The organism is Chryseobacterium sp. TB1-D10, assembly GCF_059803555.1.
The window spans coordinates 229,163-254,496 of the sequence record NZ_JAPFHB010000006.1 but is presented as its reverse complement, the minus strand read 5'-3'; the positions used below and the strand labels follow the sequence as shown (position 1 = coordinate 254,496).

Here is a 25,334-nt window from a genome sequence, read left to right as displayed (position 1 = left end):
AAATTAAATTAGAAAATCAACCTTCCTGTAGTGTAAAATAAAATTCGCTTCCTGCGCCAATCTCGCTTTGAACAGAGATTTTGCCGCCTTGAGCTTCAATAAATTCCTTGCTGATACTGAGTCCCAAACCTGTTCCCTCTTTTTTGGAACCCGGAATCCGGAAATAGCGGTTGAATATTTTTTCCAAATACTGCGTTTCTATTCCCCTTCCGGAATCTTTGACAGCAAACTTCACTCTGTTATTTTCCTTGGTAATTTTAATCAAAACTTCAGAATTCTCATAAGAATACCGGATCGCGTTGGAAAGCAGATTGTTCAGAACCCACGCTGTTTTTTCCTGATCTGCTAAGACACTTGCGATTTCGGGATCTTTGTCAAGGATTAATTTTATATTTTTTTGGTCTGCAGCAGACTTGTTGGCATTCACGGCATAATCTGTAATATCCTGAATTTCAGCAGACTCAATATTCAGTTGGATAGATCCGCTTTCTACCTGAGTGATGTTGAGCAATTCTCCGGTAATTTTCAGCAATCGATTGGAGTCTTCTTTTATTCCGGAAACAAGATTTTCCTGCTCGTCATTCAGTTCTCCAATTTGTTTGTTTTCAAGCAGTTGCAATCCCATCTGGATCGATGCAATAGGCGTTTTGAACTCGTGAGAAACTGTACCCATAAAATTGGTTTTTGCCAGATCCAGTTCTTTGAACGGTGTGATATTTCGCAACATTATCACTTGACCTATGAATCTGCTTTGCTGCTCACCAGTCGGGATCATATTAATATCTATGATTTCTTTTTCAAAATAACTTTCTTTCCCATCTGCATAGATTTTCATTGGTTCTGAAGAGAGATTTGCGGTTTTCCCCTGGATAATTTCTTTAATTACATCTCTAATCAGATCATTGGTAACAGCCACATCCTGAATTAGTTTTCCAACAAAATTTTCTTTTTTCATGCCTGTGATTTTCAGAGCTTCATCGTTCACAAACAGTACTTTTTTATTTTCATCAATACCAATCACGGGATCCGTCATACTATCAATCAAAATCTCAATTCGTTTTTTTCCCTGGATGATTTTGTCTAATTTGCTTTCAGAATATTCATGAAGTTTCTCCGCCATCGTGTTGAAGGAATTTGCGAGCTGTCCAAACTCACTGCTGCTTTCAAAATGAATACGCTCTTTGTAATTCTGGTTGGCAATCTGTCTGATACTTTCCGTAAGGATCTGGATGGGATTTGCAATATTGGAAGGAAGATTGATCAGCAAAATAAAAGCAATCACAAAACAAAGCATTCCTGTGACAGAAATAACCGTGATGGCACTTTTTGCCGTGGCATCTGCAACGCCGCTTTTGTGTTCTATCGCCACCATATTCAGCTGCATCAGTTCTGCAACATCTTTCCGGATAGCAGACAAAATCGCCAGATTACCACGATTTTTTTTAAGTGCTTCGAAATGGGTAGAAACATTTTCCGTAGCTTCTTTTTCGCCTGGTTCAGTTACATTTTTCTTTTGCTTATCCAGATGCTTTTCAAAAACCTGAAAGGCTAAAGGATCAGAATTAATCTCTTCCAACGCAAGAAGCATACTTCTGGAATATTGAAGCGTATTGTAATTGGCTACCAAAATATTGTTTGTATCTCTTTTCAGTTGGTTGATATACCAGCCACTAATAACGGAAAGTGCCATTATCATTAGGAAAAGAAGACCAACACCTATGTTAAGTTTAGTTTTAATTTTCATTCGTCAAAACTATTTTGATTACTCATCATTTAATTTTTAATTTTCAACTCAAAATTACTAAGTCTATATTTTCCTGCGACAATTTATTCAGCAAAGAATTAAAAGTATCTGTCGCCACTATCACTTTCCAAAGGTTGAGATGTGGTTTTCCGATGCAGACTGTGGTGATTTTCCTTTCCTCACATTGCTCCATAATTGCTCTTGTAACATTTGTGTTTTCCACTTTGATGATTTCCGCTCCCAATTCTGTGGCTAATTTAAAATTATTAATCAGATGTCTCTGCTTGTCCAGCGCAATTTTATCGGCACTTTCCCGCGGAATCTGAACGTACAAAAGATACCATTTGCTGTTGTAATAATTGGCCAGTCGCGCCGCTTTCCGGATGATATTTTTTGCCGTTTTTTCATTGGAACTGATGCACGCAAGGAATTTTTCTTTCTTCACATGGTTGATAAGCACCACTTCTGCTTCCACTTTTCTCTGCACCTGAGAAGCCACTTCCTTCAAGGCCAGTTCACGCAGCTGCAAAATATGATCGCTTTTGAAAAAATTGCTGAGCGCCGAATTTATTTTTGACTGGTCATAGATTTTTCCGGCTTTCAGTCTGTCGATTAGTTCCTCTGCCGTTAAGTCAATATTTACAACCTCATCTGCCTGAGCCACCACACTGTCCGGAATCCTTTCTTTCACTTCAATACCGGTGATTTTTTTGACATCTTCATTCAGACTTTCTATATGCTGAATATTGACCGCACTGATGACATTGATGCCAGCATCCAGGATCTCCATCACATCCTGCCAGCGTTTTTCGTTTTTGCTGCCTTCAATGTTTGTATGTGCCAGTTCATCCACTATCACAACTTCCGGACGAAGATTAATGACAGCCTGCACATCCAGCTCATCCAGTTCTTTTCCTTTGTAAAATAATTTTCTTCTCGGAATGATCGGCAAACCATCCAGCAAAGCGTGAGTTTCTTTCCGGTTGTGCGTTTCTATGTAACCAATTTTCACATCAATTCCACTTTTCAGCAGCGAATGCGCTTCCTGGAGCATTCGGTATGTTTTTCCCACACCGGCGCTCATTCCGATATAGATTTTGAATTTTCCTCGTCTTGATCTTTTTATCAAATTAAGAAAATCTTGTGGCGATTTTTTTTCATCCATAACAGATTATCTTTATCAAAGTTAATAAATCTCCCTCATCAGAAAAACCGATAAGGAATTTGGGAATATGCAAATTGATTAAAAGCTGACAGCGATGGAGGTAACTGCCGATAGACTATTACTCTTAAAATTCTGATCTCTGTTGACAAAAATATCATCTTTACTGCTGAGATTTTTCAGTTCAGTCCGCCACACCAGATTCGGAAGAATCTGATAATCTACGTTTGCAGAATAACCAAAAGTTTTAAATCCTTTGTCTGTTCCTGTTGCGATGATGACACTATTTTTATCACTGTAATATTCGCCCCTTGCTGCCAGGCTCACTTTGTCTGAAACGGCAAACTTAGCAATCACAACTGGAGAAAACCAGACATTGTACTGATCACTTCCTTTCATTTTTTGTTCTGCTCCGATGTCGAAACCTGTAGTCAAAGCAAACTTATTCGTCAGCTGAAATATACCATACAGGTTGTGAAAATAGCGCATCTGTCTGATGCTGTCGGGTTTGTCATTCCCAATGAAAGAGCTGCTGTTTAGCGTAATTTTCTTAGTTGGTTTGTAAGTCAACTGATGTCCGAAAGCTACCGTGGAATTTCCGTCAACGCGCTGGATTCTTTGCCAGCCGTTAAGAACCAATCCGCTCAAAAACCATTTTCCGCTGTCACTGGTGTAAGAGATCTTTGCTCCACTTTCAAAGTATGGAGAATTTTCTGCCATCATACTTCTTGTCAATGTCGCGCAATCTTTGCTGATTGCGCTTTCAAAACCAATATGAGATGGTAAAATTCCGGCATCGATCCAAAGATTTTTTGATTTTGAAATTCTTACTCCAACATTCGCTTCGTAGATATTTTTTAAGACGCCTGATTCCGCGGCATAATTGGCATTCATATAAGTTCCGGTTGCTAATGCCAGGTTTGCTCTCAGAATTTCGGTTTCATAATTGGCTTTGATAAAACCAAGATTCAGATTGACCTCGTTATTCCGATTGTGACTGTAAACAAATCCGGGACGTGAATTATTTTCGGGATTGTTGAAATCATGCTGATAATATACCTCTGCGTATCCTGTTATTTTTAGAGGTTTGATGGTTTCTTCCTGTGCAAAGAATGATCCGGAAATCCCTAACATCATTATTGTTAGTATTTTGATATTTTTCATTTTCTTAAATTTCATTTTAATTATTTCAAACCGCTAAGCGCGATATTGAGTTTTAATACGTTTATTTTTTCTGTTCCGAACAACCCTAGAAATGGTTCTTCAATGTTTGATGAAACCAAATCCTGAATTTTATCTTCATTCATATTTCTGAGTTTTGCAATTCTTTTCACCTGTACATTGGCTGCCTGTACGGAAATATTCGGATCCAATCCGCTTCCGCTGGCTGTAACCAGATCTGACGGAATATCAGCTTTTGATATTTCAGGATTGTGTTTGATAAAATTGTCTATTCTTTCCTGTACAGTTTTAAGATAATCGGGATTGGAAGGGCCTTTGTTGCTTCCAGCGGCTCCCGCTGCGTTGTAATCTACAGCTGACGGCCGTGACCAGAAATAGTTGTCATTGGTAAATTTCTGCCCGACGTTGGAATAATATTTTTTTTGATTGACAGTCAGAATTTCACCTTTCCCATGATTTGGAGAAAACTGTGCAATTCCGAAAATGATGAGTGTGTAAAATCCGGCGAAAAATACAAGACAAATCGCGGTAAGTCTGATTGCTGGTAATATATTTTGTTTCATTGTATTAAAGTTTTAAAAAAATAAAGACACGAGAAGATCTATCAATTTTATCCCGACAAATGGAATCAGAACGCCTCCCAAACCGTAGATCAAAAGGTTTCTTCTGAGTAATGCACTGGCACCAATTGGCTTGTAAGCCACACCTTTCAGAGCCAACGGAATCAACATCGGAATAATGATCGCATTGAAAATAACTGCCGATAGAATGGCTGTTTCAGGAGAGTGAAGATTCATAATATTAAGTCCTTGAAGGGCGGGAATCGAAGCGATGAAAAGTGCCGGAACAATGGCAAAATATTTCGCTACGTCGTTCGCAATACTGAACGTTGTGAGCGTTCCTCTGGTCATCAATAATTGTTTCCCTATTTCCACGATTTCAATTAATTTGGTTGGATCATTGTCCAGATCCACCATATTTCCGGCTTCTTTTGCAGCCTGGGTTCCACTGTTCATCGCAACGCCCACATCTGCCTGCGCAAGCGCCGGTGCATCGTTGGTTCCGTCGCCCATCATTGCGACAAGTCTTCCTTCGGACTGCTCTTTTTTGATGTAATTCATTTTGTCCTCAGGCTTGGCTTCTGCGATGAAATCATCTACGCCAGCTTTTTCAGCGATATATTTGGCTGTCAAAGAATTATCTCCAGTCACCATCACGGTTTTGATTCCCATTTTTCTAAGACGTTCAAAACGTTCTTGGATTCCTGGTTTGATGATATCCTGAAGTTCAACCACACCTAGAACTTTATCATTTTCAGAAACAACTAAAGGTGTTCCGCCGTTGCTGGCGATGGTTGTTACGGCTTCTTGTGTCTCTTTTGGAAAAACATTTCCAGCTTTTTCCACCATATTTTTAATAGAATCTGATGCGCCTTTTCGGATTTTGATATTTTCATAATCCACGCCTGAACTTCTGGTTTCTGCAGTAAAGTTGATGAATTCAGGATTTTTAACATCATAACTTGATGGATTGACGCCAGCTAATTCGATAATTGATTTTCCTTCCGGCGTTTCATCTGCCATAGAACTTAATACGACAGCTTTTGTGAAATGTTTTTCATCAACACCGTTTGCTAAATGAAAATGGGTTGCTTTTCTGTTTCCGATGGTAATGGTACCTGTTTTATCCAAAAGAAGTACGTCAATATCGCCGGCAGTTTCTACTGCTTTTCCACTCTTTGTGATGACGTTTGCTCTCAAGGCTCTGTCCATTCCGGCAATTCCGATGGCTGATAAAAGTCCGCCGATCGTCGTTGGAATTAAGCAAACAAATAATGAGATAAAAGCAGCAATCGTAATTGGCGTGTGTGCGTAATCTCCGAATGGTTTCAAAGTCACCGTTACCAAGATGAAAACCAAAGTGAATCCGGCTAGAAGAATCGTTAATGCGATTTCGTTCGGTGTTTTTTGACGACTTGCGCCTTCAACCAAAGCAATCATTTTATCAAGAAAACTTTCGCCCGGTTCTGTGGTCACTTTTACTTTGATTCTGTCAGACAGAACCTTTGTCCCACCTGTCACACTGCTTTTATCACCTCCAGATTCCCGGATCACAGGTGCACTTTCTCCGGTAATGGCGCTTTCGTCAATCGTTGCAAGACCTTCGATTATTTCTCCGTCTGATGGGATAATGTCGCCTGGCTCGCAAAGGAAAATATCACCTTTTTTTAATAATGAAGAATTAACGGTTGAAAAATTATTGTCATTAACCGATTCTAGTTTCTTAGCAGGCGTTTCTTCTCTTGTTTTTCTGAGTGAATCTGCCTGTGCTTTTCCTCTCGCTTCGGCAATAGCTTCGGCAAAATTGGCAAACAGTAAAGTGATGAACAGAACCGCAGTTACAATAATGTTGTAAATCAAACTCCCCTGATTTTGCTCTCCTAATGCAATCCAGACGCAAACGCCAGCCATTACGATAGTGCCTACCCAAACCATAAACATTACCGGATTTCGGAACATTGTGGTGGGATTTAGTTTTATAAATGATTGTTTCAAAGCTTCATTGACGAGCTCGGGTTGAAACAAATTGTTGTTATTTCCTTTCATTACTGATAAAAATTAAAGTGAAAAATATTCTGCAATTGGACCCAAAGCCAAAGCCGGGAAGAAAGACAATGCAGCTACAAGCGCGATGACAGCGAAAATCATTAAACCAAAAGTTGGTGTGTCGGTTTTCAAAGTTCCGGCACTTTCCGGGATGTATTTTTTGGCAGCCAGACTTCCTGCAATCGCTACAGGACCGATGATTGGTAAATATCTAGCCATCAGCATTACGATTCCGCAGGCGATATTCCAGAACGGTGTGTTGTCTCCCAAACCTTCGAAACCACTTCCGTTGTTGGCACTGGAAGATGTGAATTCATAAAGCATCTCGCTGAATCCGTGAAATCCCGGATTGTTGAGCCAACTTGCATAAGCTTCCGGATTATGAGCATAAGTGTAACTTGCAATCGCCGTTCCCGCAAGAATTAAAAGTGGATGCAGAAGTGCGATGATCATTGCAATTTTCATCTCTCTTGCTTCAATCTTTTTACCGAGAAATTCCGGTGTTCTTCCAACCATTAATCCACTGATGAAAACTGCCAAAATAATGAAAATGTAAAAATTCAGGAATCCAACGCCTACACCGCCGTAGAAACAGTTCACCATCATTCCCAATAGTTGATTCATTCCGCTGATTGGCATAAAGCTATCGTGCATCGAGTTGACACTTCCGGTAGAAATCACCGTCGTTGCAATACTCCAATATGCTGATGCAGCAGAACCGAAACGGACTTCTTTTCCTTCCATATTTCCCATCGTTTGAGAAATTCTCATTTGTGAAATCGCAGGATTGCCATTGACTTCTGAAATGATGGTAGGAATTGTAAGAAGTATAAATCCAATCGTCATTACTCCAAAAATCGTCCAGGACAGTTTTCTTCTTTTAATAATGAATCCCATTGCAAAAACCATTGCCAGTGGAATCAACATTTGAGTAACGATCTCAACGATATTGGTAAAGTAATTCGGATTTTCCAGAGGATGCGCAGAATTGGGTCCGAAAAATCCACCACCATTTGTTCCCAAATGTTTGATCGCAACGAACGCCGCCACCGGACCACGACTTACATCCACTTTATCGCCTTCTAAATTGGTAATTGAATCTTTTCCTTCAAACGTCATCGGAACGCCGTTAAACGCTAATAAAGTAGCAACCAAAACAGCAATCGGTAGTAAAATTCTGGTACAGCTTCTCACAAAAAAGAAGTAGAAATTTCCCAGTTTTTCCGTTGTTCTTTCCTTCATTGCGAAGAAAACAACTGCTGCAACTGCCATTCCGCAACCTGCGCTGATGAATTGCCAAAGCATCAAGGTTAATTGTCCCAAATAAGACATTCCAGTTTCTCCGGAGTAATGCTGAAGATTGGTATTCGTCACAAAACTCACAGCCGTATTGAAAGCCAAATCGCCGCTCATTGACGGATTATTGTCAGGATTCATCGGAAGCCAGCTCATATTGGTCAGGACAAACATTGCTGTCAGAAACCACACAAGATTGATGGTCAATAAGGCTATTAAATGCTGTTTCCAAGTCATTTCCTGTTCCGGATTGATGCCAGAGAGTTTGAAGAATAATCTGTCGACTGGATTCAAAACTTTGTCCAGCCAGGTTTTTTCGTTTCCGAAGATCTTTGCGATGTAGCTTCCGAGTGGCAGTGCAAATCCGACTGCCAGCAGGAACATCAATACAACGCCTAATATTTCGTTCGTCATTTTAGAGAATCGTTATTTAATTATGTATTTAAAAAATTGGGGTTAAAAATTTTTAACTGTGATAAGGAGATAAATAAATGAAATCACAAACAGCACCCAGCCAAGCAATTGAAACCAATCTTTGATTTCATTTTTGACTTTTCTGTTCATCATTTCTAGAATTTTTCCGGTTTTATCAAAACGTAGCACATATAGCCAAAAACGGCGATGGCGATGATGAATAATGCGATCATAATGGATTTGTTAATTGTTGGTTTTTTTGATTTTGATTAATATAAATGTTGCGGAAATCTGCCGGAATCTCCTGATACAGAAATTTCCACTGTTGAGGGCTTGCTTTCCGTCGTAAACTTTCGAATGATCTGATGAAGATATTTTCGATAATGTATCTCACATAGGAATTGCAGCGTTTGTAGATCCAGTCCATTCTCTTGACATTGCGGATTACAGATTGGATTCTTGCCTGTTCCAGAAGATTCTTCATATGATCTACCGTTGTCTGGATAATTCCTGCAAAATTGTTTCGCTCGGAAAGCTCAGTAATCTGCGGTCTGATAGCAGGATAAAAAGCTTTCAGATATTCGACTGTTGATTTTTCATTGATTTTTCTCATCACCTAGATTTTTTCAAAGGTTTTAATCAAAAAGAAAAAGATGGCAAAAAGAGCTAGTCCCAAGATTATTAAAATCGCTATCATAATGATTTATTTTTATTAAGGTTGAAGAATGGCTGCGAAAACAAAAACACCAAATATTACCACAACATTGATGACGAGAATCTCCAGATTGTGTTTGCTGGTAGATGATTTCCAGGTTTCCCAATTGCCTGATTTCATAATTTTTCTGTGCATGATATTTTAATTTTAAAGTCCTGATTTATAAATCTGATGAAGGTAAACCTGATGCAAACAGGAAGGAATTTTGGAGAAAATCAAGTTTTTGTAAGATGGTTTACAGGAAAATGTAAGACTGTCCAAAGAATAGACAAAAATATTTTCCACTGCATTTTTAAGAGCCGAATCGCCTTTCTTATAAAGCTCATTCATTTTGTCCAAAGACCTCAGCAATATTTTGGTTTCGCCTTTTTTTATAAGATTCCTGATCTGTCTGGTAAAGACATTGATGACCATAAAAGAATTTTTTGTCTTGTAAACTTCTTCGAATTCTGCTTTGGATTCCGGAATCACTTCTATGATTTCCAGGATGGCTTCTGTATGATTCATTACTTTGATTTTGAATCATAATGCCAAGATCTGTTCCTCAAGAAAAATAATTTAATTAAACAATTGACATTCAATAATTTAAATAGATTATTTTAAATTGGAACCAAAAAAAAGCCTATCAAAATGATAGGCTTATTATCAAAGTGATAATAATTTTAGGAGATTTTGTATTCTTCTATTTTTCGGTAAAGGGTTGCAATTCCTATTTCCAGCAGTCTTGCAGCTTCAGCTTTGTTGCCTTGCGCGTGATTCAGGACTTTCTGGATCTGCATTTTTTCTGCACTTGCCATAGAAAAAGCGGATAGTAATCTGCTGTCCGGAGATGGAACCGGTATTATTTGCTGTAATTCTAAAGGGAGACTGTCGACGGTTAGTGTATCGCCATCTACTATGATAACGCTTCTTTCGATGATATTTCTAAGCTCGCGGATGTTACCTTTGAGTGGGTGTTTTTTCAGAAGATCCAGATATTCCGGAGAAATTGAATTTATTTTCTTTCCGATTTTAATAGAAAAAACTTTCAGAAAATAATGGGCTAATTCATCTATATCCGAAATACGATTTCGCAGTGCCGGCAACTGAATATTAAAAATATTAATTCGATAATAAAGATCTTCACGGAAATTCCCGGCTTCGATTTCTTTTAGCAAATCACGGTTTGTCGCAGCAATGATTCTGACATCGGTTTTTATTGCTTTGCTGTCTCCTACTTTCAGGAACTCGCCAGATTCTAAAACCCGAAGCAATTTTGCCTGCAGATCCATTGGCATTTCGCCAATCTCATCCAGAAAAACCGTTCCATGATTAGCTTCTTCAAAAATTCCTTTGGAATCCTTGATGGCCCCGGTAAATGCGCCTGCCTTGTGCCCGAAAAGCTCATTCTCCAACAATTCTTTGCTAAAAGCTGAACAGTTGACAGCTATGAAATTCTGTTTGGATCTCGGACTTGCATTGTGGATGGCTTGCGCAAAAACTTCTTTCCCGGTTCCTGTTTCGCCGGTGAGTAAAACCGTTGCATCTGTCACAGCCACTTTTTTTGCTGATTCTATCGCAGATTTCACAAGGACAGATTTGCCGATGATATTATCAAAAGAGTGTTTGTTGTCTAATTGTTTTTCCAGCTGAGCAAGTCTCCTGTTAAGCAAAACTTTTTCTGTGGCTTTGTAAACCAGCGGGATGATTTTGTTATTGTCATCACCTTTGGTAATGTAATCAAATGCACCATTTTTTATGGCTTGCACACCATCCGCAATATTTCCGAAAGCTGTCAATAGAATAACTTCTGTGCTCGGATATTTTTCTTTTATGATTTTAGAAAATTCTACGCCACTGCCGTCCGGAAGTTTGACATCGCTAATCACAACATCTATATCAGATACTTCCAGTCTTTTTTTTCCGTTTCGCAAGTCTGAGGCCTGAAAAACTTCAAAGCCTTCCAGACTTATGATTTTGGAAAGAAGCGTTCTGATTTTTTCTTCGTCATCGATGATAAGAACTGTATTCACTATTCTAATAAATTAAGGACAAAGATAAATATTAAAGATCATCGGATTTACAAAAATCTATTCAAGATTATCTATTGAGAAAGAAAGAGTGACCATTAAATTAATTTTAAATAAAATCCATAAGAAGATTTCCATCTATTGATATCTGGTTTTTTATTCTTACAATATCAAAACAAATTAATTATAAAATTTAAAATCCAACCGCCAATTTCTTCACCATGCCTTTAAAAATAATCCCGTGAAATGGCAAAACGGAAAACCAATATAATCTGCCGAGCAATCCTTTAGGTCGAAAGACTGCTTTCTGCCAAAGTTTTCCCCTGTATAATTTGAACATCAGCCAAGCTTCACCTGGAACTTTCATTTCTGCGAAAAGAATGAGTTTTCCTTCTTCTCTGTTGGCGTAAAGGACTCGCCAAAAATCTAAGGCATCACCTTCGTGAAGTTGTGTTGGGTGAGTTCTTCCTCTTCGCAAACCGGGACCACCCACCATTACGTCCATATAGCCTCTTATTTTCCAGAGCGTCTGACCGTACCAGCCGTTGTTTCCGCCCAAACCGAAAACCCGGTCAAGGCATTTTTCACGGTCATCATATTGATAACTTCTGATATCTTTAAAACATCCAAAATGCGGAACTTCGATATATTCTTTAAGTGAAGAATCGCTTCTGCTGCTCACGAAACTGTCTTTCCAGCTGGATCGTATTTCGTTTGCCTGAATCTTCGCCATCGTACGTTCCAATGCTTGTTGGTAGGAAAATGGCTGTACTCCGGTTATTTTTTTTATTTCCTCTAAACTTTCCTTTTTGCAGACTACTTCTATCTTCATACTTCCTACAAGTGAACTTGCCAAACTATAGGTTGTGGAAGTGATAAAATACAGCCAGTATGATGACAGTTTCGGTGTCATTACAGGCAGAATGAAAATGCTTCTTTTTAAACCCCGCACATTAGCGTAACCTAAAAGAATTTCTTTATAAGTGAGAACATCATCGCAACCAATATCAAAGCTTTTGTCATAGGTTTCTTTTTTAAATAAGGTAAAAATCAGGAAATCCAGAACATTTGCAATTCCGATGGGCTGACATTTTGTTTCAAGCCATTTTGGTGTGACCATCACTGGAAGCTTCTCCACAAGGTCACGGACAATTTCAAACGAAGCACTTCCTGATCCAATGATTATTCCTGCCCGTAAAACAGTTGTCGGAATTTTACATTCAATCAATATTTTCTCGACATTAAATCTCGAATTCAGGTGCTTTGATAATTCTTTCTGATTTACCAAGCCGGACAAGTAAATGATATGTTCGCATTGTGTCTTTTCAATAGCAGAAACAAAATTCTGCGCACATATTTTTTCAGATTCTTCGTAATCATCACTTGAACTCATTGAGTGCATCAGATAGTAGGCTCCGGAAATATCATCAGGAATATTCTTCAGAGTTTCTTCTTTTAGAAAATCCACTTCAATGACTTCTATCAAATCATCTTTGATTCCTGCAGGCTTCGAAAAACGGCTGACATCGCGACTGCAGCAAACTGCTTTGTAGCCTTGCTCGGTAATCACGCTGATCATTCTTTTTCCGATGTATCCTGTTGCTCCAGTAAGAAGTATTTTTTTCATAATGACGAATTTGATTGATGGTCAGAAATTTCTCAGAACACAATGAGAAAACTATACCCTTTCCAACAGATGTCCAAAATAATCTTTCTTTTTTATAAGGTAAGACTCATTGGTAGCATTAGAATCAATTTCAAGGGGAATCCTTTCATTCAATGAAATACCACTGTTCTCAAGAGATTTTAATTTCTCAGGATTATTAGTCAATAAATTAATGGTTGTGACATCAAGAATTTTAAGAATTTCTATGGCCACGCCAAAATCTCTTCCGTCTGCCGGCAAACCCAGTTTCAGATTGGCTTCCACCGTATCAAAACCTTGTTCCTGCAGTGCATACGCTTTCAGTTTATTGATGATTCCTATATTTCTTCCTTCCTGCCTCAGGTAAATAATGATTCCACCGTTTTCTGACGTGAATTTCATCGCAGCATCCAATTGTTGTCCACATTCACATTTTCTGGAATGAAAAACTTCTCCGGTAATACATTCTGAATGAAAACGCACATTGACAGTTTTCGTAAAATCGGTTTTCTCCGCTACCCATACCAGATGAGGACTCCAGTCATTTTCATTTTCAGAAAATGCGTAGACTGTGAACATTCCAAAATCTGTCGGTATATTTGATTGAGCTTGTATTTTTAGCATTAGTTATGTTTTAAATCATTTATAGTACAAATTTATACTTTATTTATTTAATTAGTAAAATTAATTACTAAATTTGTTGTAAATAAAATTTAATAATGGAAAGAGAAATTCTGATTACACAAGATAAAATATTTGAACTGTACGGCGATTACATTTTGAATCACGGTGAAAGACCGAAAAACATCTACCGATTTGCAAAAGACAACGAGTTTGAAGAGAAAGATTTTTATGATTATTTCTCAAGCTTTGAGCAGATTGAAAAATTGATGCTGGTCAATCTTTTTGATAAGTCTGTAGAGTTGGCTTCGGAGGTCAACAGTTCTGAGGAAATTACTTCGAAGGAAAAACTTCTGAACGTTTATTTCATCTTTTTTGAAAATATGACGATGAACAGATCATTGGTTCTGATGATTCTTGGCAACGATAAATTACAATCTGCGAAGATTTCAAATCAGTTGAAAGAAACGCATCGAGATTTCATCAGAACTTTGGATTTTAATGATTGGGAAATGATTAAAAAGTCTAAGGAAGACATCAAAAATTTCCACGAAAAGGCAAGAGAAGAGGCATTATGGCTTCATCTGGTTTCTGCCATAGAATTTTGGAAAAAAGACACTTCGCCTTCGTTTGAAAAAACAGATATTTTCATCGAAAAAACAATCGATACAGGATTTGAACTTATGGACAACGAGCCTTTGAGAAAAGTTGTAGATCTGGGGAAATTCTTATTCAAAGAAAAATTCAGAAAAAGTTAAAGGATGAAAACACTCAATAAAATACCAACAGGAAAATTAGAAAGGACGAGCAGTTTGCTGAAAGCAGGGGCAAAAGTTGGCGTTAATTATTTAAAATATTACGGAAACAAAATAACAAAAGAAGAAGACGAGGCAAGAAAAATTCTGAACGAAGATAACGCCACAGACATCTACGATTCTCTAAAAGAGCTGAAAGGTTCTGCGCTGAAGGTTGCTCAAATGCTGAGTATGGAAAAAAATATTCTTCCACAGGCTTATGTAGAGAAATTTTCCTTGTCGCAGTTTTCCGTTCCACCGCTTTCCGGAGCTTTGGTAAAGAAAACTTTCAGAAAATACTTTGATAAAAATCCTGAAGAGATATTTGATGAATTTACGACGGAATCTGTGAACGCGGCAAGTATTGGTCAGGTTCATAAAGCAAAAAAAGGTGATCAGAATTTTGCTGTCAAAATACAATATCCTGGCGTGAGAGAAAGCATTTCCAGCGATCTGAAAATGGTAAAGCCGATTGCGATGAAAATGTTTAACATCAAAAAAGAAGGTTCAGAATCTTATTTTCAGGAAGTTGAAAACAAGTTGTTTGAGGAAACAGATTATGATCTTGAACTGAAAAGAAGTCAGGATATATCCGAAAAATGCAGTCATCTCCCAAATCTTGATTTCCCTAAATATTACCCGGAATTCTCTTGCGAAAGAATCATCACAATGGATTGGATGACCGGAAAACATTTTTCGGAATTCACAAAACTGGATAATTCTCAGGAAGATCTCAACAAAATCGGACAGACACTTTGGGATTTTTATATGTATCAAATGCACATTCTGAAACAGGTTCACGCTGATCCTCATCCCGGAAATTTCCTTATTTCAGATGATAAAAAGTTATTGGTTATTGATTTTGGATGTATTAAGGAAATTCCGAATGACTTCTACCAACCTTATTTTGAATTAGCTAAAAAAGAGAATTTGAATGATCCGGAAACTTTCAGGTTAAAACTTTATCAGCTTGAAATTCTGCGTTACGATGATTCGCCTCAAGAACAGGTATTTTTCACAAAGCTATTCTATGAATTGTTGGAACTTTTCACAAGACCATTCAATACAGAAATTTTTGATTTTTCTGATGAAAGTTTCTTCCAGGAAATAGCAGATCTCGGACAGCGATATGCGAAAATGAGTGATATGAAAGGAATGAATTCCAATAGAGGATCGAAGCATTTTATCTATCTCAACCGAACTTTTTTTGGTTTGTACAATATGATGCACGATTTGAGAGCGAAAGATATTGTGATCAATCAGTACAAAAATTTCATTCAGTAAAATGCCTGCCGACTTACCTTCAAAAATTTGTGAAGTCTGCGGACTGCCTTTTAACTGGCGGAAGAAATGGAAAAAAAATTGGGACGAAGTAAAATATTGTAGCGAAAGATGCCGGAAAAACAAAAAATCAATATTCTCTGGTTCACCAAAGATTTAAGAATCAGAGATAACGAATCGCTGTATAGAATAATGCAGGAAAATTTGCCATTTCTCGCTATCTATATTTTTGATGAAGATTTTTTTAATTCAAAGCAATATGGTTTCAGAAAAATTGGAAAATTCAGAGCAAAATTTTTGCTGGAAAGCGTTTTGGATTTAGAAGGAAGTTTAGCTAAAAAGAAAATTCCTTTTCTGAAAAAATTTGGGAAGACTCAGGATGTTTTTAAGCAGATTTCAGAAGAATTTGATATTCAAAAAATATTTTGTCAGAAAGAATGGACTAAGGAAGAAGTTGATCTGGAAAATCAGATTAAAGATGTTTTACCGAATGTAAAATGGTCAGAATCTTACACTCAACTCTTGCTGAAACCTGATTTCGTAAAGCAAAAATTAGACAACATTCCCTTATTATTTACAACTTTCAGACAAAAAGTTGAGAAAAACCTAGATATCAGAAATGAGTTTGAGACAGAAAATTTGGTTTACAACAAGTCTTTTTTTGATTTAAAACTAAAAAACAACGATGTTACTTTAAGTTCATTAGGATTTGATGATTTTGAAGTGAATCAATCTTCAGCGTTTCCTTTTTCAGGTGGAGAAACTGAAGGTTTACAAAGATTAAAATCTTATTTTTTTGAGACTAAAAATCTCAGTGTTTATAAAGAAACAAGAAATGGTTTGGTTGGTAAGGATTACAGCAGTAAATTTTCCGCGTGGTTAGCGTTGGGAAGTTTGTCTGCTGTATCCGTTTATCACGAAATAAAAAAATACGAAGCTGAATTTAAAAGCAATGAATCAACATACTGGCTGATTTTTGAGTTGCTTTGGCGAGATTTTTTCAAATATAATTCAATGCAGTTTCGGGATAAAATCTTTCATAAAATTGGAATTTTAGATCAGGAATATGATTTTAAATCTGATCAAAATGCGATCAATGATTGGGTGAATGGTAAAACAAATTCAGATTTCATCAATGCCAATATGCTTGAGATAAAAAATACAGGCTGGATGAGCAATCGAGGCAGACAGAACGTTGCATCTTATTTTTGTAAAATTTTAAAGCAAGATTGGAGACTTGGCGCTGGATATTTTGAAGAAATGCTTATCGATTACGATGTTCACAGCAATTACGGAAACTGGATGTATCTCGCAAGCGTGGGAAATGACCCGAGAAGCAGAACTTTCAACGCAGAAAAACAGGCAGAACAATACGATGTCGATAAAAAATTCAGAAATCTATGGCTGAAATAAAACCTCTTGTAGCGCAACTAATATTTCCGCATCAGCTTTTTAAAGACACGGATTATCTGGATAAAAGTCAACCGATTTTTTTGGTTGAAGAATTTCTGTTTTTCAAACAGTACAAATTTCACAAACAGAAAATCGCTTTGCACAGAGCGACAATGAAGTTTTACGAAGAATATTTAATCAAACAAAAATTCAAGGTTGAATACATTGAAAGCACTTCCCCACTTTCTGACGTTAGAAAATTAATAAAACACTTAGAAAAAGAAAAGTTCGGTAAAATTCTTATTACAGATGTTTGCGATAATTGGCTTGAAAAAAGAATTAAAGCAACAAAATTGGAACTCGAAATTCTTGACAGCCCGCTCTTTATTAATACAAAAGAAGACTTAAAAGAATATTTTAAGGATAAAAAATCTTACCATCAAACCGATTTTTATAAACAGCAGAGAATTTCCAGAAACATCCTGATGAAAGCCGGAAAACCAATCGGTGGAAAATGGACTTTCGACACAGAAAACCGAAAAAAATATCCGAAAAACAAGAAAGCGCCGTCGATACATTTTCCGGAAAATAATCAATATTACGAAGAAGCTAAAAAATATACAGAGAAAAATTTTAGTAAAAATTATGGGAATCTAACATCCTATCAACTCTATCCTGTCACTTTTGAAGAAGCCGAAAATTGGCTGAATCAGTTTCTGGAACTGCGATTTGCTGACTTTGGAGTGTATGAAGACAGCATTGTCGAGCGGGAACATTTCCTTCATCACAGCGTTTTGTCGCCATTGTTGAATATTGGACTTTTAACTGCTGAAAATGTTTTGGAAGAAGCTATTGATTATGCAGATGAATTTGATATTCCCATCAATTCTCTGGAAGGATTTGTTCGTCAAATCTTAGGTTGGCGGGAATTTGTGAGAGGAATTTATTTGTATAAAGGAACTTTTCAGAGAAATAAAAATTACTGGAAACACAACAATACGCTTCCGAAATCTTTTTATAGTGGTAAAACAGAAATAAAACCAATCGACAGTACCATTCTGAAAATTTTGGAAACAGGATATGCTCACCATATCGAACGACTGATGATTTTTGCCAACTTAATGAATCTCCTGAAAATCAATCCTGATGAGGTTTATCAATGGTTTATGGAAATGTTTATTGATTCTTACGATTGGGTGATGGTTCCGAATGTTTACGGAATGAGCAGTTTTTCGGATGGCGGAAAAATGAGTACAAAACCTTACATCAGCGGAAGCAATTATATTAAAAAAATGAGCGATTATACAGATGGCGACTGGACAGAAAAATGGGATGCACTTTTTTGGAATTTTGTGAATGATAACAGAAAATTTTTTGAAACCAATCCACGATTGGGAATGATGCTGAGAACTTTAGATAAAATGACAGACGATAAAAAATCTGAACATTTTAAAATTGCGAAAAAAACCATCAACGATTTAAAATAATGAAAAAGGAATTTAATTTAGAACAGATAAATCGAATTATCGAAATGGCTTGGGAAGACAGAACGCCTTTTGAAGCGATAGAATTTCAGTTTGGAATTACTGAATCTGAGGTGATTGAAGTGATGAGAACCGAATTGAAACCTTCGAGTTTTCGGCTTTGGAGAAAAAGGGTGAATTCCGGAGTCAGCCAAAAACATTTGATGAAAAGAAACCCCGAAATCGAAAGATTTAAATGTACAAGACAACGAACAATAAGCCATAATAAAATTTCGAAACGTTAAAGTTTTGTTTGCCCCAACCCTAAAGGGAGCAAAATTTATTTATTAATATAAAATATTCTACAATGAAAAACATCGTCATCATCGGTTGCGGACAGGGAATTGGATTTGCAACTGCAAAAATATTATCAGAAAATTACAACGTCATTGGCATCTCAAAAACTGAGAATCCTGAAATTAAAAATTTAAATATTGAATTTCATCAGATGGATATTCTAAACGGAAATCTTGATGAAATTAATTTTCCGGAAGTAGTCGACGGACTTGTTTATGCACCTGGAAGTATTAATTTAAAGCCATTCAACAGACTTTCAACAGATGATTTTAAAAATGATTTCGAAATTAATGTCCTTGGAGCGGTAAAAATTATTCAGAAACTGCTTCCGAATCTGAAGAAATCAGAATCCGCTTCCGTTGTATTGTTCAGCACGGTTGCTGCAAAACTGGGAATGCCTTTTCACGCATCAGTTTCGGCCAGTAAAAGTGCTGTGGAAGGTTTAACCAAAAGTCTGGCTGCAGAATTGTCTGCTCAAAAAATAAGAGTCAATGCGATTGCGCCATCTTTGACGGATACGAATTTGGCATCTCAGCTGCTATCAACGCCGGAAAAGCGTGAAGCATCAGGGAAAAGACATCCTTTACAAAGGGTAGGAAATGCCGAGGAAATGGCAAAAATGACTGAATTTTTATTGTCTGAGAATTCTTCGTGGATTACAGGGCAAATCATCGGAATCGACGGCGGTATGGGTAATACCAAATTGTAATTGATCTAAAAAAACTAAATATTTATCTTTACCATAAATTAAAAAGATGCACACAGATTTTATCATCGATTTGCTTTTGCAAGTAAAAGAATTTGAAAATTCTCACTCCTATAAAATCAACTCTACCGTTGATGATTTCCGTATGTGGCTAAACGACAGGAAATATTGTGAAGAAAGTCCGACTAAACTATTTAAAAATGAAAAACATCAGGTTTCGTTTACCGAAAATGAGATTTGCAAACAGGTACTTTTATTGGGAAGATATTCTAAACTGCTCATCAGAAAAGGTCTCAGCGATTTCCCGGACTTAGCCAATGAAGAATTCACCTATCTGTACAGGCTGAAAGACGAACCTTTTTTGACAAAAATTCAGCTGATTGAAAAAAATGGTCACGAAAAACAAACCGGAACCCAGATCATCAAAAGACTGTTGGAAGCCGGACTTCTGGAAGAAAAAAATGATCAGGAAGACAAGAGAAGCAAACGGTTGAGCCTCACGGCAAGCGGTGAAAAGACTTTCCACGAATCTGTGGCAAAAGTGAACCAGACATCCAAAATTCTAAACGGAAAACTGAATGATACCGAGAAAGATGCACTCCTGAAAATGCTGAGAAAGATGAATGAGTTTCACTCTCATATTTACACGGATTATAAAAATGCTGATATTCAAAAAATTAGTGAACTTTTGTGAAAATCTGAAAATTAAAATTCTAGGATTAAAATCTCTTACTTAAAAATACCCTCAAAAAAATATTTCTTGAGGGCAAATTCTAAAACTTTCAATGCTCAATTCGATGGGTTATTGTTTTATAACTTTTTCGAGATTTATATTTCCGTTTTGATCTTTCATCTTGATAATGTAAGTTCCGGCTGGTAAATCATTTATTCTAATTTTGGCAGTATTGTTAAACGTTCTCATCAGCTTCCCGGAGATATCGTAAATCTGAATCTTGGCTGTTTCTTGACTAAATGTCAATGTATCCGAGGTTGGATTTGGATAAACGGTCATTTTATTTTTACTGAAATTAATTTGACCCAATGTTCCAAAATTCATTACAGAAAAAGGTGAAAAACTTGTAATGCCGATCGCTGAAATTACATAAGGATTATTACCGGAAACCGAACCGGAATTCTCCGCTATCCATTGTCCGTTTTTAAAATGTGCCACGCTTGCCGTATTTCTTTGGAAGCCTGTTTTTTCCTGAGATTGATTCCAACCAAAGCTGACTGTACTATTACTTCCGCCAGAAACGCCTTCAGAAATATCCCAGGTGGCATTCACAGATGGGGCTGTAGTATTACTGATACCTTCTGAAACGCTTACCGCAAAATAATCTGACACACCACCATTTGAAATAGTTGCGGGACTGTAATTATTTGCAGTTCCTATCGGCAGAGCTACAGAACCTCTTGCTGCATCCAGATTTTCTACCACCACTTTACTATTTCCATTGGTTACAATATAATTTGAAGTATCAGCACCGGTTATTTTTGACTGACTGCCTTTCAAATTCAGATTGCTATTGTTTAAAATAATTTTGGATCCCAAAGTCACATTTCCCGAAACATTTAAAATTCCATTGGTTAAGTTAACAGGCGAAGAAACCTGAAGATCATTCGTGTAAGCCGTTCCGTCTATTTCTATATTTAAAGAAGAAGGGAGCTTGGCATCATCTGTCAACATAGGTGTTGCGCCGGCTTTCCAGTTGTTTGGATTGCTCCATTTATTATCCTGTCCTGCATTGTTGAAAGTAAAATCAGGATTGAACTTAAATAATTTTTTGCCATTGGCCTGATCTGCTAAAAAATACATTTCATCATTATAGGAGAAAAAACCTTTTGGTGAAGCATTATTGGGAAAAGTATATCCTGAAAAAGTTATAAATCCGGGATAGATATCTTTGAATAATTCTGTATGCTGATCATCCATACGCCAAAGTTCACGACCGTAGATCTGGGTATCAGTTTTTAAAGAAGTAGGCGTGTAAAACGTGTTTTTGAAAGCAAATGTGTCCTGAGAAGAGACAAACAAACTTCCTGTGTTCACCGCTCTCACTCCTGCATCCCGACTCGCAAAATAGAAAGTATATTCGTCGCTTATATTATAATTAAGCAACTTTGCGTAAAGCAATCCTGAATCTGTCGCTGCCAGAAAATAGGTATTGGTTTGAGGTAAGTCTGCAATCTTTTTCAGATCAGAAAAATCAGTGGTATGATACAAAGCTTTGCCCAATGCAGATCCTAAATACATTTCTTTATTCGCATGAATATAACCATCAATCCCATCTACCGGCAGAGAAAGCGTCTTTTTGCCCGATGAAATACCGTCTGAAGTATAACTAACCACATTGGCAATCTGATCATCAAAAGTTTCATAATAATAAAACTTCCCATTCAGCATTCCAAGAGAGGCAAATAATCTGGAATGAAACTGAGTTCCTGCAGCAGTACCGTCTGTTGACCATATTTCCCAATAATTCGTAGATCCCAAAACTGTAAACATCATCCTGTTCCCGATCTTATCTATGGGCGAATAAGCTGCGGTGGATGTATTCGTCACTGCGTTTTCCATCAGTTTTACGGTACCTTCCGGCGTTCCGTTGGTGATCCAGACCGCGCGTGTTCCCGGTGTAGGAGAAGAACTGAAGATAAAATCTCCACCGACAGAATTTTTGGCTGCAACATTAGATTTAACGGAATATTCCAAACTTTTGATATTGAAAAAATTGACAGGTGCTCCCTCAAAAGATTTTATTTTCACCGTTCCGGATTCCGTTCCGTCTGTCCGCCAAAGTTCATTGATACCTTTTGTTGAATTGATGAAAGTATAGGTTGTGAAATAAAGATATTTTTCATTCACTTTATAAGTCATTATCGTCGTCAATGCTGTGTTTTGTGACGAAGCAGAAATATCTTTTACAGAAACCGGTGCGGAAGTGCTCGTGTCTTTGTAATGTAAAAACGTTTTTTTTGCGGTATTGTCCTGATAATAGTAGAAGAATTTCCCGTCAAATATTCTTTCTTTGGTATCACCTGCAAAATCATTGGAAGCCGGGCCTGTGTAACCGAAGTTGTAAACTTCCGTCAATTGAGCCTGAAGTGCGCTTACGCATCCGAGCATTAAAATCAGTATAACTTTTTTCATTTCTTTAATTTTTTGGATAATTAATTTGTTGATGTAAAATTAATGACCTAAAAATCCATCACCGTACCCTGAAGAGGGTATTTTGAAATCGTAGCATAAAATGAAAAACCCCGATTGAATTTGGGATTAATTGATATTTTCTAAAAGATTGAGGTGCGAAACCATTTGTATAAGCTTGGGAAGCGATTTGGCCTCTGTTTTCCTGTAGATGTTTTTCCGGTGCGTTTCTACAGTACTTTCTGAGATGAATAATTTTTCAGAAATTTCCCGATTCGTAAAACCATTAATCATTAATCCAACAATTTCTTTTTCGCGTGCAGACAATTTGATTTCCGGATAACTGATGAGCTTTTTCTTAAAATCCGAAAGTGTCTTTTCCGCTTCTTCTGAAAGGTGAAAATAGCCGTTTTCTACATCCATAATAGCCGTGATCAGTTCTTTTCGATTGATTTTTTTTGATAAATAACCATTGACTCCTATTTTTTCTATCAGTTCATAAACCACTTTGCTGTCACAATTCATAGAGAGAATAATTATTTTAATCGCAGGGAATTCTTTTTTAATAATTTTTGATAATTCCTGGCCGTTGATGGTTGGCATCATCAGATCCATTAAAATAATATTTGGCTGCACTACTCCACGTTTTAGATCTTCCAAAAACTCATAACCATCATTATAAGATTTTTCAACCTTCACGCTTTTTTCCAGGCTTAGAAGCATTTCCAAACCTTCGATAATGATATTGTGGTCGTCAATTATTACTATATTCATTGGATATTTTTTTTAAGATATGAGCTTAAACAAGTGGGATTTCTACCTGAACACCGGTTCCTTGATCCGAAACACTCTCTATCTGGATTTTGCCTTTCAGAAATTCGATTCTGGACTTTATATTTTCCAGTCCCATTCCTTCAGATTTGGCTGTTTGTGCTAAAGGATCAAAGCCTTTTCCGTCATCAATTATTTTAATATTAATAGACTTATCATCCTGAAAAATTGAGATTTTTACACTTTGTGCATCTGCGTGCTTGATGATATTATTAATGCATTCCTGAATGATCCTGTAAATGACAACCTGTATATTCTGGTCGATATCATCTTTCAAACCATCGATATTCAGGATGATTTTCAGTTTCGGAGAATTCGTTTTTTCGATGAGATCGCGCAATGCATTAGACAAAGAATTTTTGATCAGCATATTTGGCATGATCTGATGAGAAAGATCTCTGACATCTGTGATTGCATCGTCCAAAATGGATTTTGTCTTGGTCAAAACATTGGAAAATTGATTTTCGTTGTGCTTAAAATCTTCCAAAACATTGATGTTCATATTGATTGCCGAAAGCAACGTCCCAATGCCGTCATGAAGATGCAGCGCCATTCTTTTCCGCTCATCATCCTCAGCTTTCATGACCGCTTTGGTAGCAAGATCCTGTTGGTAAAGTATTTCCTTTTGGAGTTTAACTTTCTGATTATTCTGATAATTTTTGTAATAAACAAATGCTAAAAGTAATAATCCGATGAGCGCAAAAACAAGAACGTTTCTCTTGAAAAGTTTAGATTTCTGAGTTGTGATTTCAGCATCTTTTTCGGCGGTTTTATACTTTATTTTTAAGTCTTCAAGGATTTCGATATTTTCTTTGTTCAGTATCGAGTCTTTTATGCCAGAATACAGTTTGTAATAATTGAGAGCTTTTCCAAAATCGCCTTTTTCTTCATAGATATTTGAGTAAGTCTCATAAACTTCTTTCAGCTCATCTTTGTTATTACTTTTTTTTGCAAGCTCCAAAGCCTGTCTGAGATATGCTTCTGCAGCAGCAAAATCTCCTGCGCCGGCATAATATGTTGCAATACTATTATACTGCAATAGCAGAGAATTCTGATCTTTGAGTTTCTTTTTGATTTCCAGAGATTTCAGCAGAAAACCCATCCCTTTTTTCAGATCACGCTTGTCATCTATGTAAATGGCGCCGATATTGTTCAGAAGCTTTGCAATATTGGAACTGTCTTTTAATTTCTCCGAGATCACCATGGCTTCATTATAGTACAACAAAGCCTTATCAAAATCATATTTCATATAGTAAGAATTGCCGATGTTTACAAGGGCTCTTCCCATATCCTCATCTTTATTCAGATTTTTGAAGATGTTATAGGATTTTGTAGAATAGTTTAAAGCTTCATCAAATTTTTCATTGTTAAGGTAAAGAACACCAATGTTTTTATAAAGTAAACCCGACTCGTAGTGTAGATTATTTTTATTTGTAATTTCAAGAGCTTTCAGATAGGTAGAGAGGGTTTCTTTGGTCTTACCCTGAAAAAGGAAAATATTGCCCTTGTTCATCATAGAAAGAGCCACACCTTTCGGATTTTTTGCTTTCTGATAATAAGAAATAGAAAGATTAAGATTTTCCAGAGCTTTATCCTTCTCCATTTGATTTGATAACAAAGTGGAAATCGTTCTGTAGTACAATCCCCACAAGCTGTCCACCTCAGCTTTTTCCAAAACAGGCTTCAGAGAATCCAGACTTTTTTGTGATTTCTGATCATCCTCAAATATCCTTTCTTTCACAGACAGAAGCCTGTTGTAGATATTCTGATTACTTTGTGCGTAAGCAGAACCAGAACCTAAAAAAAGTAGTGCAAACAAAAATAAATTGATAGTTTTCAATGGTCATAGTTTTTGTTAAAGTTAATCATTATGAGTCAATTACAAATAATTCATCCTTCAAAATAACGTTAGTAAATGTATTAAAACAGAAAAACAAAAACATACCCTGAGGAAGGTATATGACTTGGATT

The 25,334-nt window shown here is 36.8% G+C and carries 24 protein-coding genes; 8 read left to right on the top strand and 16 right to left on the bottom strand.

Annotated elements, in window-relative coordinates; all coding sequences use genetic code 11:
* Positions 1–16: 16 nt before the first annotated feature.
* The 13 genes from OPU68_RS10290 to ribA all read right to left on the bottom strand — a co-directional run bounded on the left by OPU68_RS10290 (position 17) and on the right by ribA (position 13,397).
* A complete protein-coding gene (locus OPU68_RS10290; RefSeq protein WP_498473895.1) occupies positions 17–1,744 on the bottom strand; it encodes an ATP-binding protein in 1,728 nt (575 codons plus the stop codon).
* A 43-nt stretch (positions 1,745–1,787) separates the two neighbouring features.
* Positions 1,788–2,909 carry a sensor protein KdpD gene (locus OPU68_RS10285; RefSeq protein ID WP_498473894.1) on the bottom strand — a complete coding sequence of 374 codons (1,122 nt, stop codon included), beginning with the start codon at positions 2,907–2,909 and terminating at the stop codon, positions 1,788–1,790.
* 78 nt (positions 2,910–2,987) lie between these two features.
* Complete coding sequence (locus OPU68_RS10280) at positions 2,988–4,070, bottom strand: porin (protein WP_498473893.1); 1,083 nt, start codon at positions 4,068–4,070, stop codon at positions 2,988–2,990.
* A gap of 20 nt (positions 4,071–4,090) precedes the next feature.
* Positions 4,091–4,651, bottom strand: coding sequence for a K(+)-transporting ATPase subunit C (locus OPU68_RS10275; RefSeq protein WP_498473892.1), 561 nt, complete (start codon positions 4,649–4,651; stop codon positions 4,091–4,093).
* A gap of 12 nt (positions 4,652–4,663) precedes the next feature.
* Positions 4,664–6,694 carry a potassium-transporting ATPase subunit KdpB gene (kdpB, locus tag OPU68_RS10270; protein ID WP_498473891.1) on the bottom strand — a complete coding sequence of 677 codons (2,031 nt, stop codon included), beginning with the start codon at positions 6,692–6,694 and terminating at the stop codon, positions 4,664–4,666.
* Positions 6,695–6,706: 12 nt separating this feature from the next.
* The gene (gene kdpA / locus OPU68_RS10265; protein ID WP_498473890.1) at positions 6,707–8,404 is read right to left on the bottom strand and encodes a potassium-transporting ATPase subunit KdpA; all 1,698 of its coding nucleotides are present in this window, start codon (positions 8,402–8,404) and stop codon (positions 6,707–6,709) included.
* 155 nt (positions 8,405–8,559) lie between these two features.
* Positions 8,560–8,637, bottom strand: coding sequence for a K(+)-transporting ATPase subunit F (gene kdpF, locus OPU68_RS10260; protein ID WP_143883822.1), 78 nt, complete (start codon positions 8,635–8,637; stop codon positions 8,560–8,562).
* Complete coding sequence (locus OPU68_RS10255; protein WP_498473889.1) at positions 8,634–9,017, bottom strand: DUF7674 family protein; 384 nt, start codon at positions 9,015–9,017, stop codon at positions 8,634–8,636. Before OPU68_RS10255 ends, kdpF begins: the two co-directional genes overlap by 4 nt.
* Positions 9,018–9,116: 99 nt before the next feature.
* Positions 9,117–9,254, bottom strand: coding sequence for a hypothetical protein (locus tag OPU68_RS10250; protein ID WP_498473888.1), 138 nt, complete (start codon positions 9,252–9,254; stop codon positions 9,117–9,119).
* Between the two features lie 12 nt (positions 9,255–9,266).
* Entirely contained in the window at positions 9,267–9,626 is a 360-nt protein-coding gene (locus tag OPU68_RS10245) for a DUF7674 family protein (protein ID WP_498473887.1), read from the bottom strand.
* 155 nt (positions 9,627–9,781) lie between these two features.
* Complete coding sequence (locus OPU68_RS10240; protein ID WP_498473922.1) at positions 9,782–11,134, bottom strand: sigma-54-dependent transcriptional regulator; 1,353 nt, start codon at positions 11,132–11,134, stop codon at positions 9,782–9,784.
* Between the two features lie 187 nt (positions 11,135–11,321).
* Complete coding sequence (locus OPU68_RS10235; RefSeq protein WP_498473886.1) at positions 11,322–12,755, bottom strand: SDR family oxidoreductase; 1,434 nt, start codon at positions 12,753–12,755, stop codon at positions 11,322–11,324.
* 51 nt (positions 12,756–12,806) lie between these two features.
* Positions 12,807–13,397, bottom strand: coding sequence for a GTP cyclohydrolase II (ribA, locus tag OPU68_RS10230; protein WP_498473885.1), 591 nt, complete (start codon positions 13,395–13,397; stop codon positions 12,807–12,809).
* 95 nt (positions 13,398–13,492) lie between these two features.
* On the opposite strand from ribA, the gene OPU68_RS10225 reads away from it, so the two are divergent.
* The 8 genes from OPU68_RS10225 (at position 13,493) to OPU68_RS10190 (ending at position 20,081) form a co-directional block, all read left to right on the top strand.
* Complete coding sequence (locus OPU68_RS10225) at positions 13,493–14,152, top strand: TetR/AcrR family transcriptional regulator (RefSeq protein WP_498473884.1); 660 nt, start codon at positions 13,493–13,495, stop codon at positions 14,150–14,152.
* A gap of 3 nt (positions 14,153–14,155) precedes the next feature.
* On the top strand, positions 14,156–15,472 hold the full coding sequence (locus OPU68_RS10220) for an ABC1 kinase family protein (RefSeq protein WP_498473883.1): 1,317 nt from the start codon (positions 14,156–14,158) through the stop codon (positions 15,470–15,472).
* Between the two features lies 1 nt (position 15,473).
* Complete coding sequence (locus tag OPU68_RS10215) at positions 15,474–15,629, top strand: DUF2256 domain-containing protein (RefSeq protein ID WP_498473882.1); 156 nt, start codon at positions 15,474–15,476, stop codon at positions 15,627–15,629.
* A complete protein-coding gene (locus OPU68_RS10210; protein WP_498473881.1) occupies positions 15,581–16,882 on the top strand; it encodes a DASH family cryptochrome in 1,302 nt (433 codons plus the stop codon). Before OPU68_RS10215 ends, OPU68_RS10210 begins: the two co-directional genes overlap by 49 nt.
* A complete protein-coding gene (locus tag OPU68_RS10205) occupies positions 16,870–18,348 on the top strand; it encodes a cryptochrome/photolyase family protein (RefSeq protein ID WP_498473880.1) in 1,479 nt (492 codons plus the stop codon). The genes OPU68_RS10210 and OPU68_RS10205 overlap by 13 nt, the downstream gene beginning before the upstream one ends.
* Entirely contained in the window at positions 18,348–18,629 is a 282-nt protein-coding gene (locus tag OPU68_RS10200; protein ID WP_498473879.1) for a TIGR03643 family protein, read from the top strand. Before OPU68_RS10205 ends, OPU68_RS10200 begins: the two co-directional genes overlap by 1 nt.
* 62 nt (positions 18,630–18,691) lie before the next feature.
* Positions 18,692–19,390 carry an SDR family NAD(P)-dependent oxidoreductase gene (locus OPU68_RS10195; protein ID WP_498473878.1) on the top strand — a complete coding sequence of 233 codons (699 nt, stop codon included), beginning with the start codon at positions 18,692–18,694 and terminating at the stop codon, positions 19,388–19,390.
* Positions 19,391–19,436: 46 nt separating this feature from the next.
* Entirely contained in the window at positions 19,437–20,081 is a 645-nt protein-coding gene (locus OPU68_RS10190; protein WP_498473877.1) for a MarR family winged helix-turn-helix transcriptional regulator, read from the top strand.
* Positions 20,082–20,189: 108 nt separating this feature from the next.
* Here OPU68_RS10190 and OPU68_RS10185 read toward each other — a convergent pair whose 3' ends face one another.
* From OPU68_RS10185 to OPU68_RS10175, 3 genes are all read right to left on the bottom strand, one after another.
* Positions 20,190–22,535, bottom strand: a complete 2,346-nt coding sequence (locus tag OPU68_RS10185; protein ID WP_498473876.1) for a T9SS type A sorting domain-containing protein — start codon at positions 22,533–22,535, stop codon at positions 20,190–20,192.
* Between the two features lie 126 nt (positions 22,536–22,661).
* Positions 22,662–23,306, bottom strand: a complete 645-nt coding sequence (locus OPU68_RS10180) for a response regulator (protein WP_498473875.1) — start codon at positions 23,304–23,306, stop codon at positions 22,662–22,664.
* A gap of 25 nt (positions 23,307–23,331) precedes the next feature.
* Positions 23,332–25,203 carry a tetratricopeptide repeat-containing sensor histidine kinase gene (locus OPU68_RS10175; protein ID WP_498473874.1) on the bottom strand — a complete coding sequence of 624 codons (1,872 nt, stop codon included), beginning with the start codon at positions 25,201–25,203 and terminating at the stop codon, positions 23,332–23,334.
* Positions 25,204–25,334 lie beyond the last annotated feature (131 nt).

Bases quoted from the DNA above. Each gene is read 5' to 3' on its own strand.
- OPU68_RS10290 (WP_498473895.1), bottom strand. From the start codon at position 1,744: ATGAAAATTAAAACTAAACTTAACATAGGTGTTGGTCTTCTTTTCCTA.
- OPU68_RS10285 (WP_498473894.1), bottom strand. From the start codon at position 2,909: ATGGATGAAAAAAAATCGCCACAAGATTTTCTTAATTTGATAAAAAGA.
- OPU68_RS10280 (WP_498473893.1), bottom strand. From the start codon at position 4,070: ATGAAAAATATCAAAATACTAACAATAATGATGTTAGGGATTTCCGGA.
- OPU68_RS10275 (WP_498473892.1), bottom strand. From the start codon at position 4,651: ATGAAACAAAATATATTACCAGCAATCAGACTTACCGCGATTTGTCTT.
- kdpB (WP_498473891.1), bottom strand. From the start codon at position 6,694: ATGAAAGGAAATAACAACAATTTGTTTCAACCCGAGCTCGTCAATGAA.
- kdpA (WP_498473890.1), bottom strand. From the start codon at position 8,404: ATGACGAACGAAATATTAGGCGTTGTATTGATGTTCCTGCTGGCAGTC.
- kdpF (WP_143883822.1), bottom strand. From the start codon at position 8,637: ATGATCGCATTATTCATCATCGCCATCGCCGTTTTTGGCTATATGTGC.
- OPU68_RS10255 (WP_498473889.1), bottom strand. From the start codon at position 9,017: ATGAGAAAAATCAATGAAAAATCAACAGTCGAATATCTGAAAGCTTTT.
- OPU68_RS10250 (WP_498473888.1), bottom strand. From the start codon at position 9,254: ATGCACAGAAAAATTATGAAATCAGGCAATTGGGAAACCTGGAAATCA.
- OPU68_RS10245 (WP_498473887.1), bottom strand. From the start codon at position 9,626: ATGAATCATACAGAAGCCATCCTGGAAATCATAGAAGTGATTCCGGAA.
- OPU68_RS10235 (WP_498473886.1), bottom strand. From the start codon at position 12,755: ATGAAAAAAATACTTCTTACTGGAGCAACAGGATACATCGGAAAAAGA.
- ribA (WP_498473885.1), bottom strand. From the start codon at position 13,397: ATGCTAAAAATACAAGCTCAATCAAATATACCGACAGATTTTGGAATG.
- OPU68_RS10225 (WP_498473884.1), top strand. From the start codon at position 13,493: ATGGAAAGAGAAATTCTGATTACACAAGATAAAATATTTGAACTGTAC.
- OPU68_RS10220 (WP_498473883.1), top strand. From the start codon at position 14,156: ATGAAAACACTCAATAAAATACCAACAGGAAAATTAGAAAGGACGAGC.
- OPU68_RS10215 (WP_498473882.1), top strand. From the start codon at position 15,474: ATGCCTGCCGACTTACCTTCAAAAATTTGTGAAGTCTGCGGACTGCCT.
- OPU68_RS10210 (WP_498473881.1), top strand. From the start codon at position 15,581: ATGCCGGAAAAACAAAAAATCAATATTCTCTGGTTCACCAAAGATTTA.
- OPU68_RS10205 (WP_498473880.1), top strand. From the start codon at position 16,870: ATGGCTGAAATAAAACCTCTTGTAGCGCAACTAATATTTCCGCATCAG.
- OPU68_RS10200 (WP_498473879.1), top strand. From the start codon at position 18,348: ATGAAAAAGGAATTTAATTTAGAACAGATAAATCGAATTATCGAAATG.
- OPU68_RS10195 (WP_498473878.1), top strand. From the start codon at position 18,692: ATGAAAAACATCGTCATCATCGGTTGCGGACAGGGAATTGGATTTGCA.
- OPU68_RS10190 (WP_498473877.1), top strand. From the start codon at position 19,437: ATGCACACAGATTTTATCATCGATTTGCTTTTGCAAGTAAAAGAATTT.
- OPU68_RS10185 (WP_498473876.1), bottom strand. From the start codon at position 22,535: ATGAAAAAAGTTATACTGATTTTAATGCTCGGATGCGTAAGCGCACTT.
- OPU68_RS10180 (WP_498473875.1), bottom strand. From the start codon at position 23,306: ATGAATATAGTAATAATTGACGACCACAATATCATTATCGAAGGTTTG.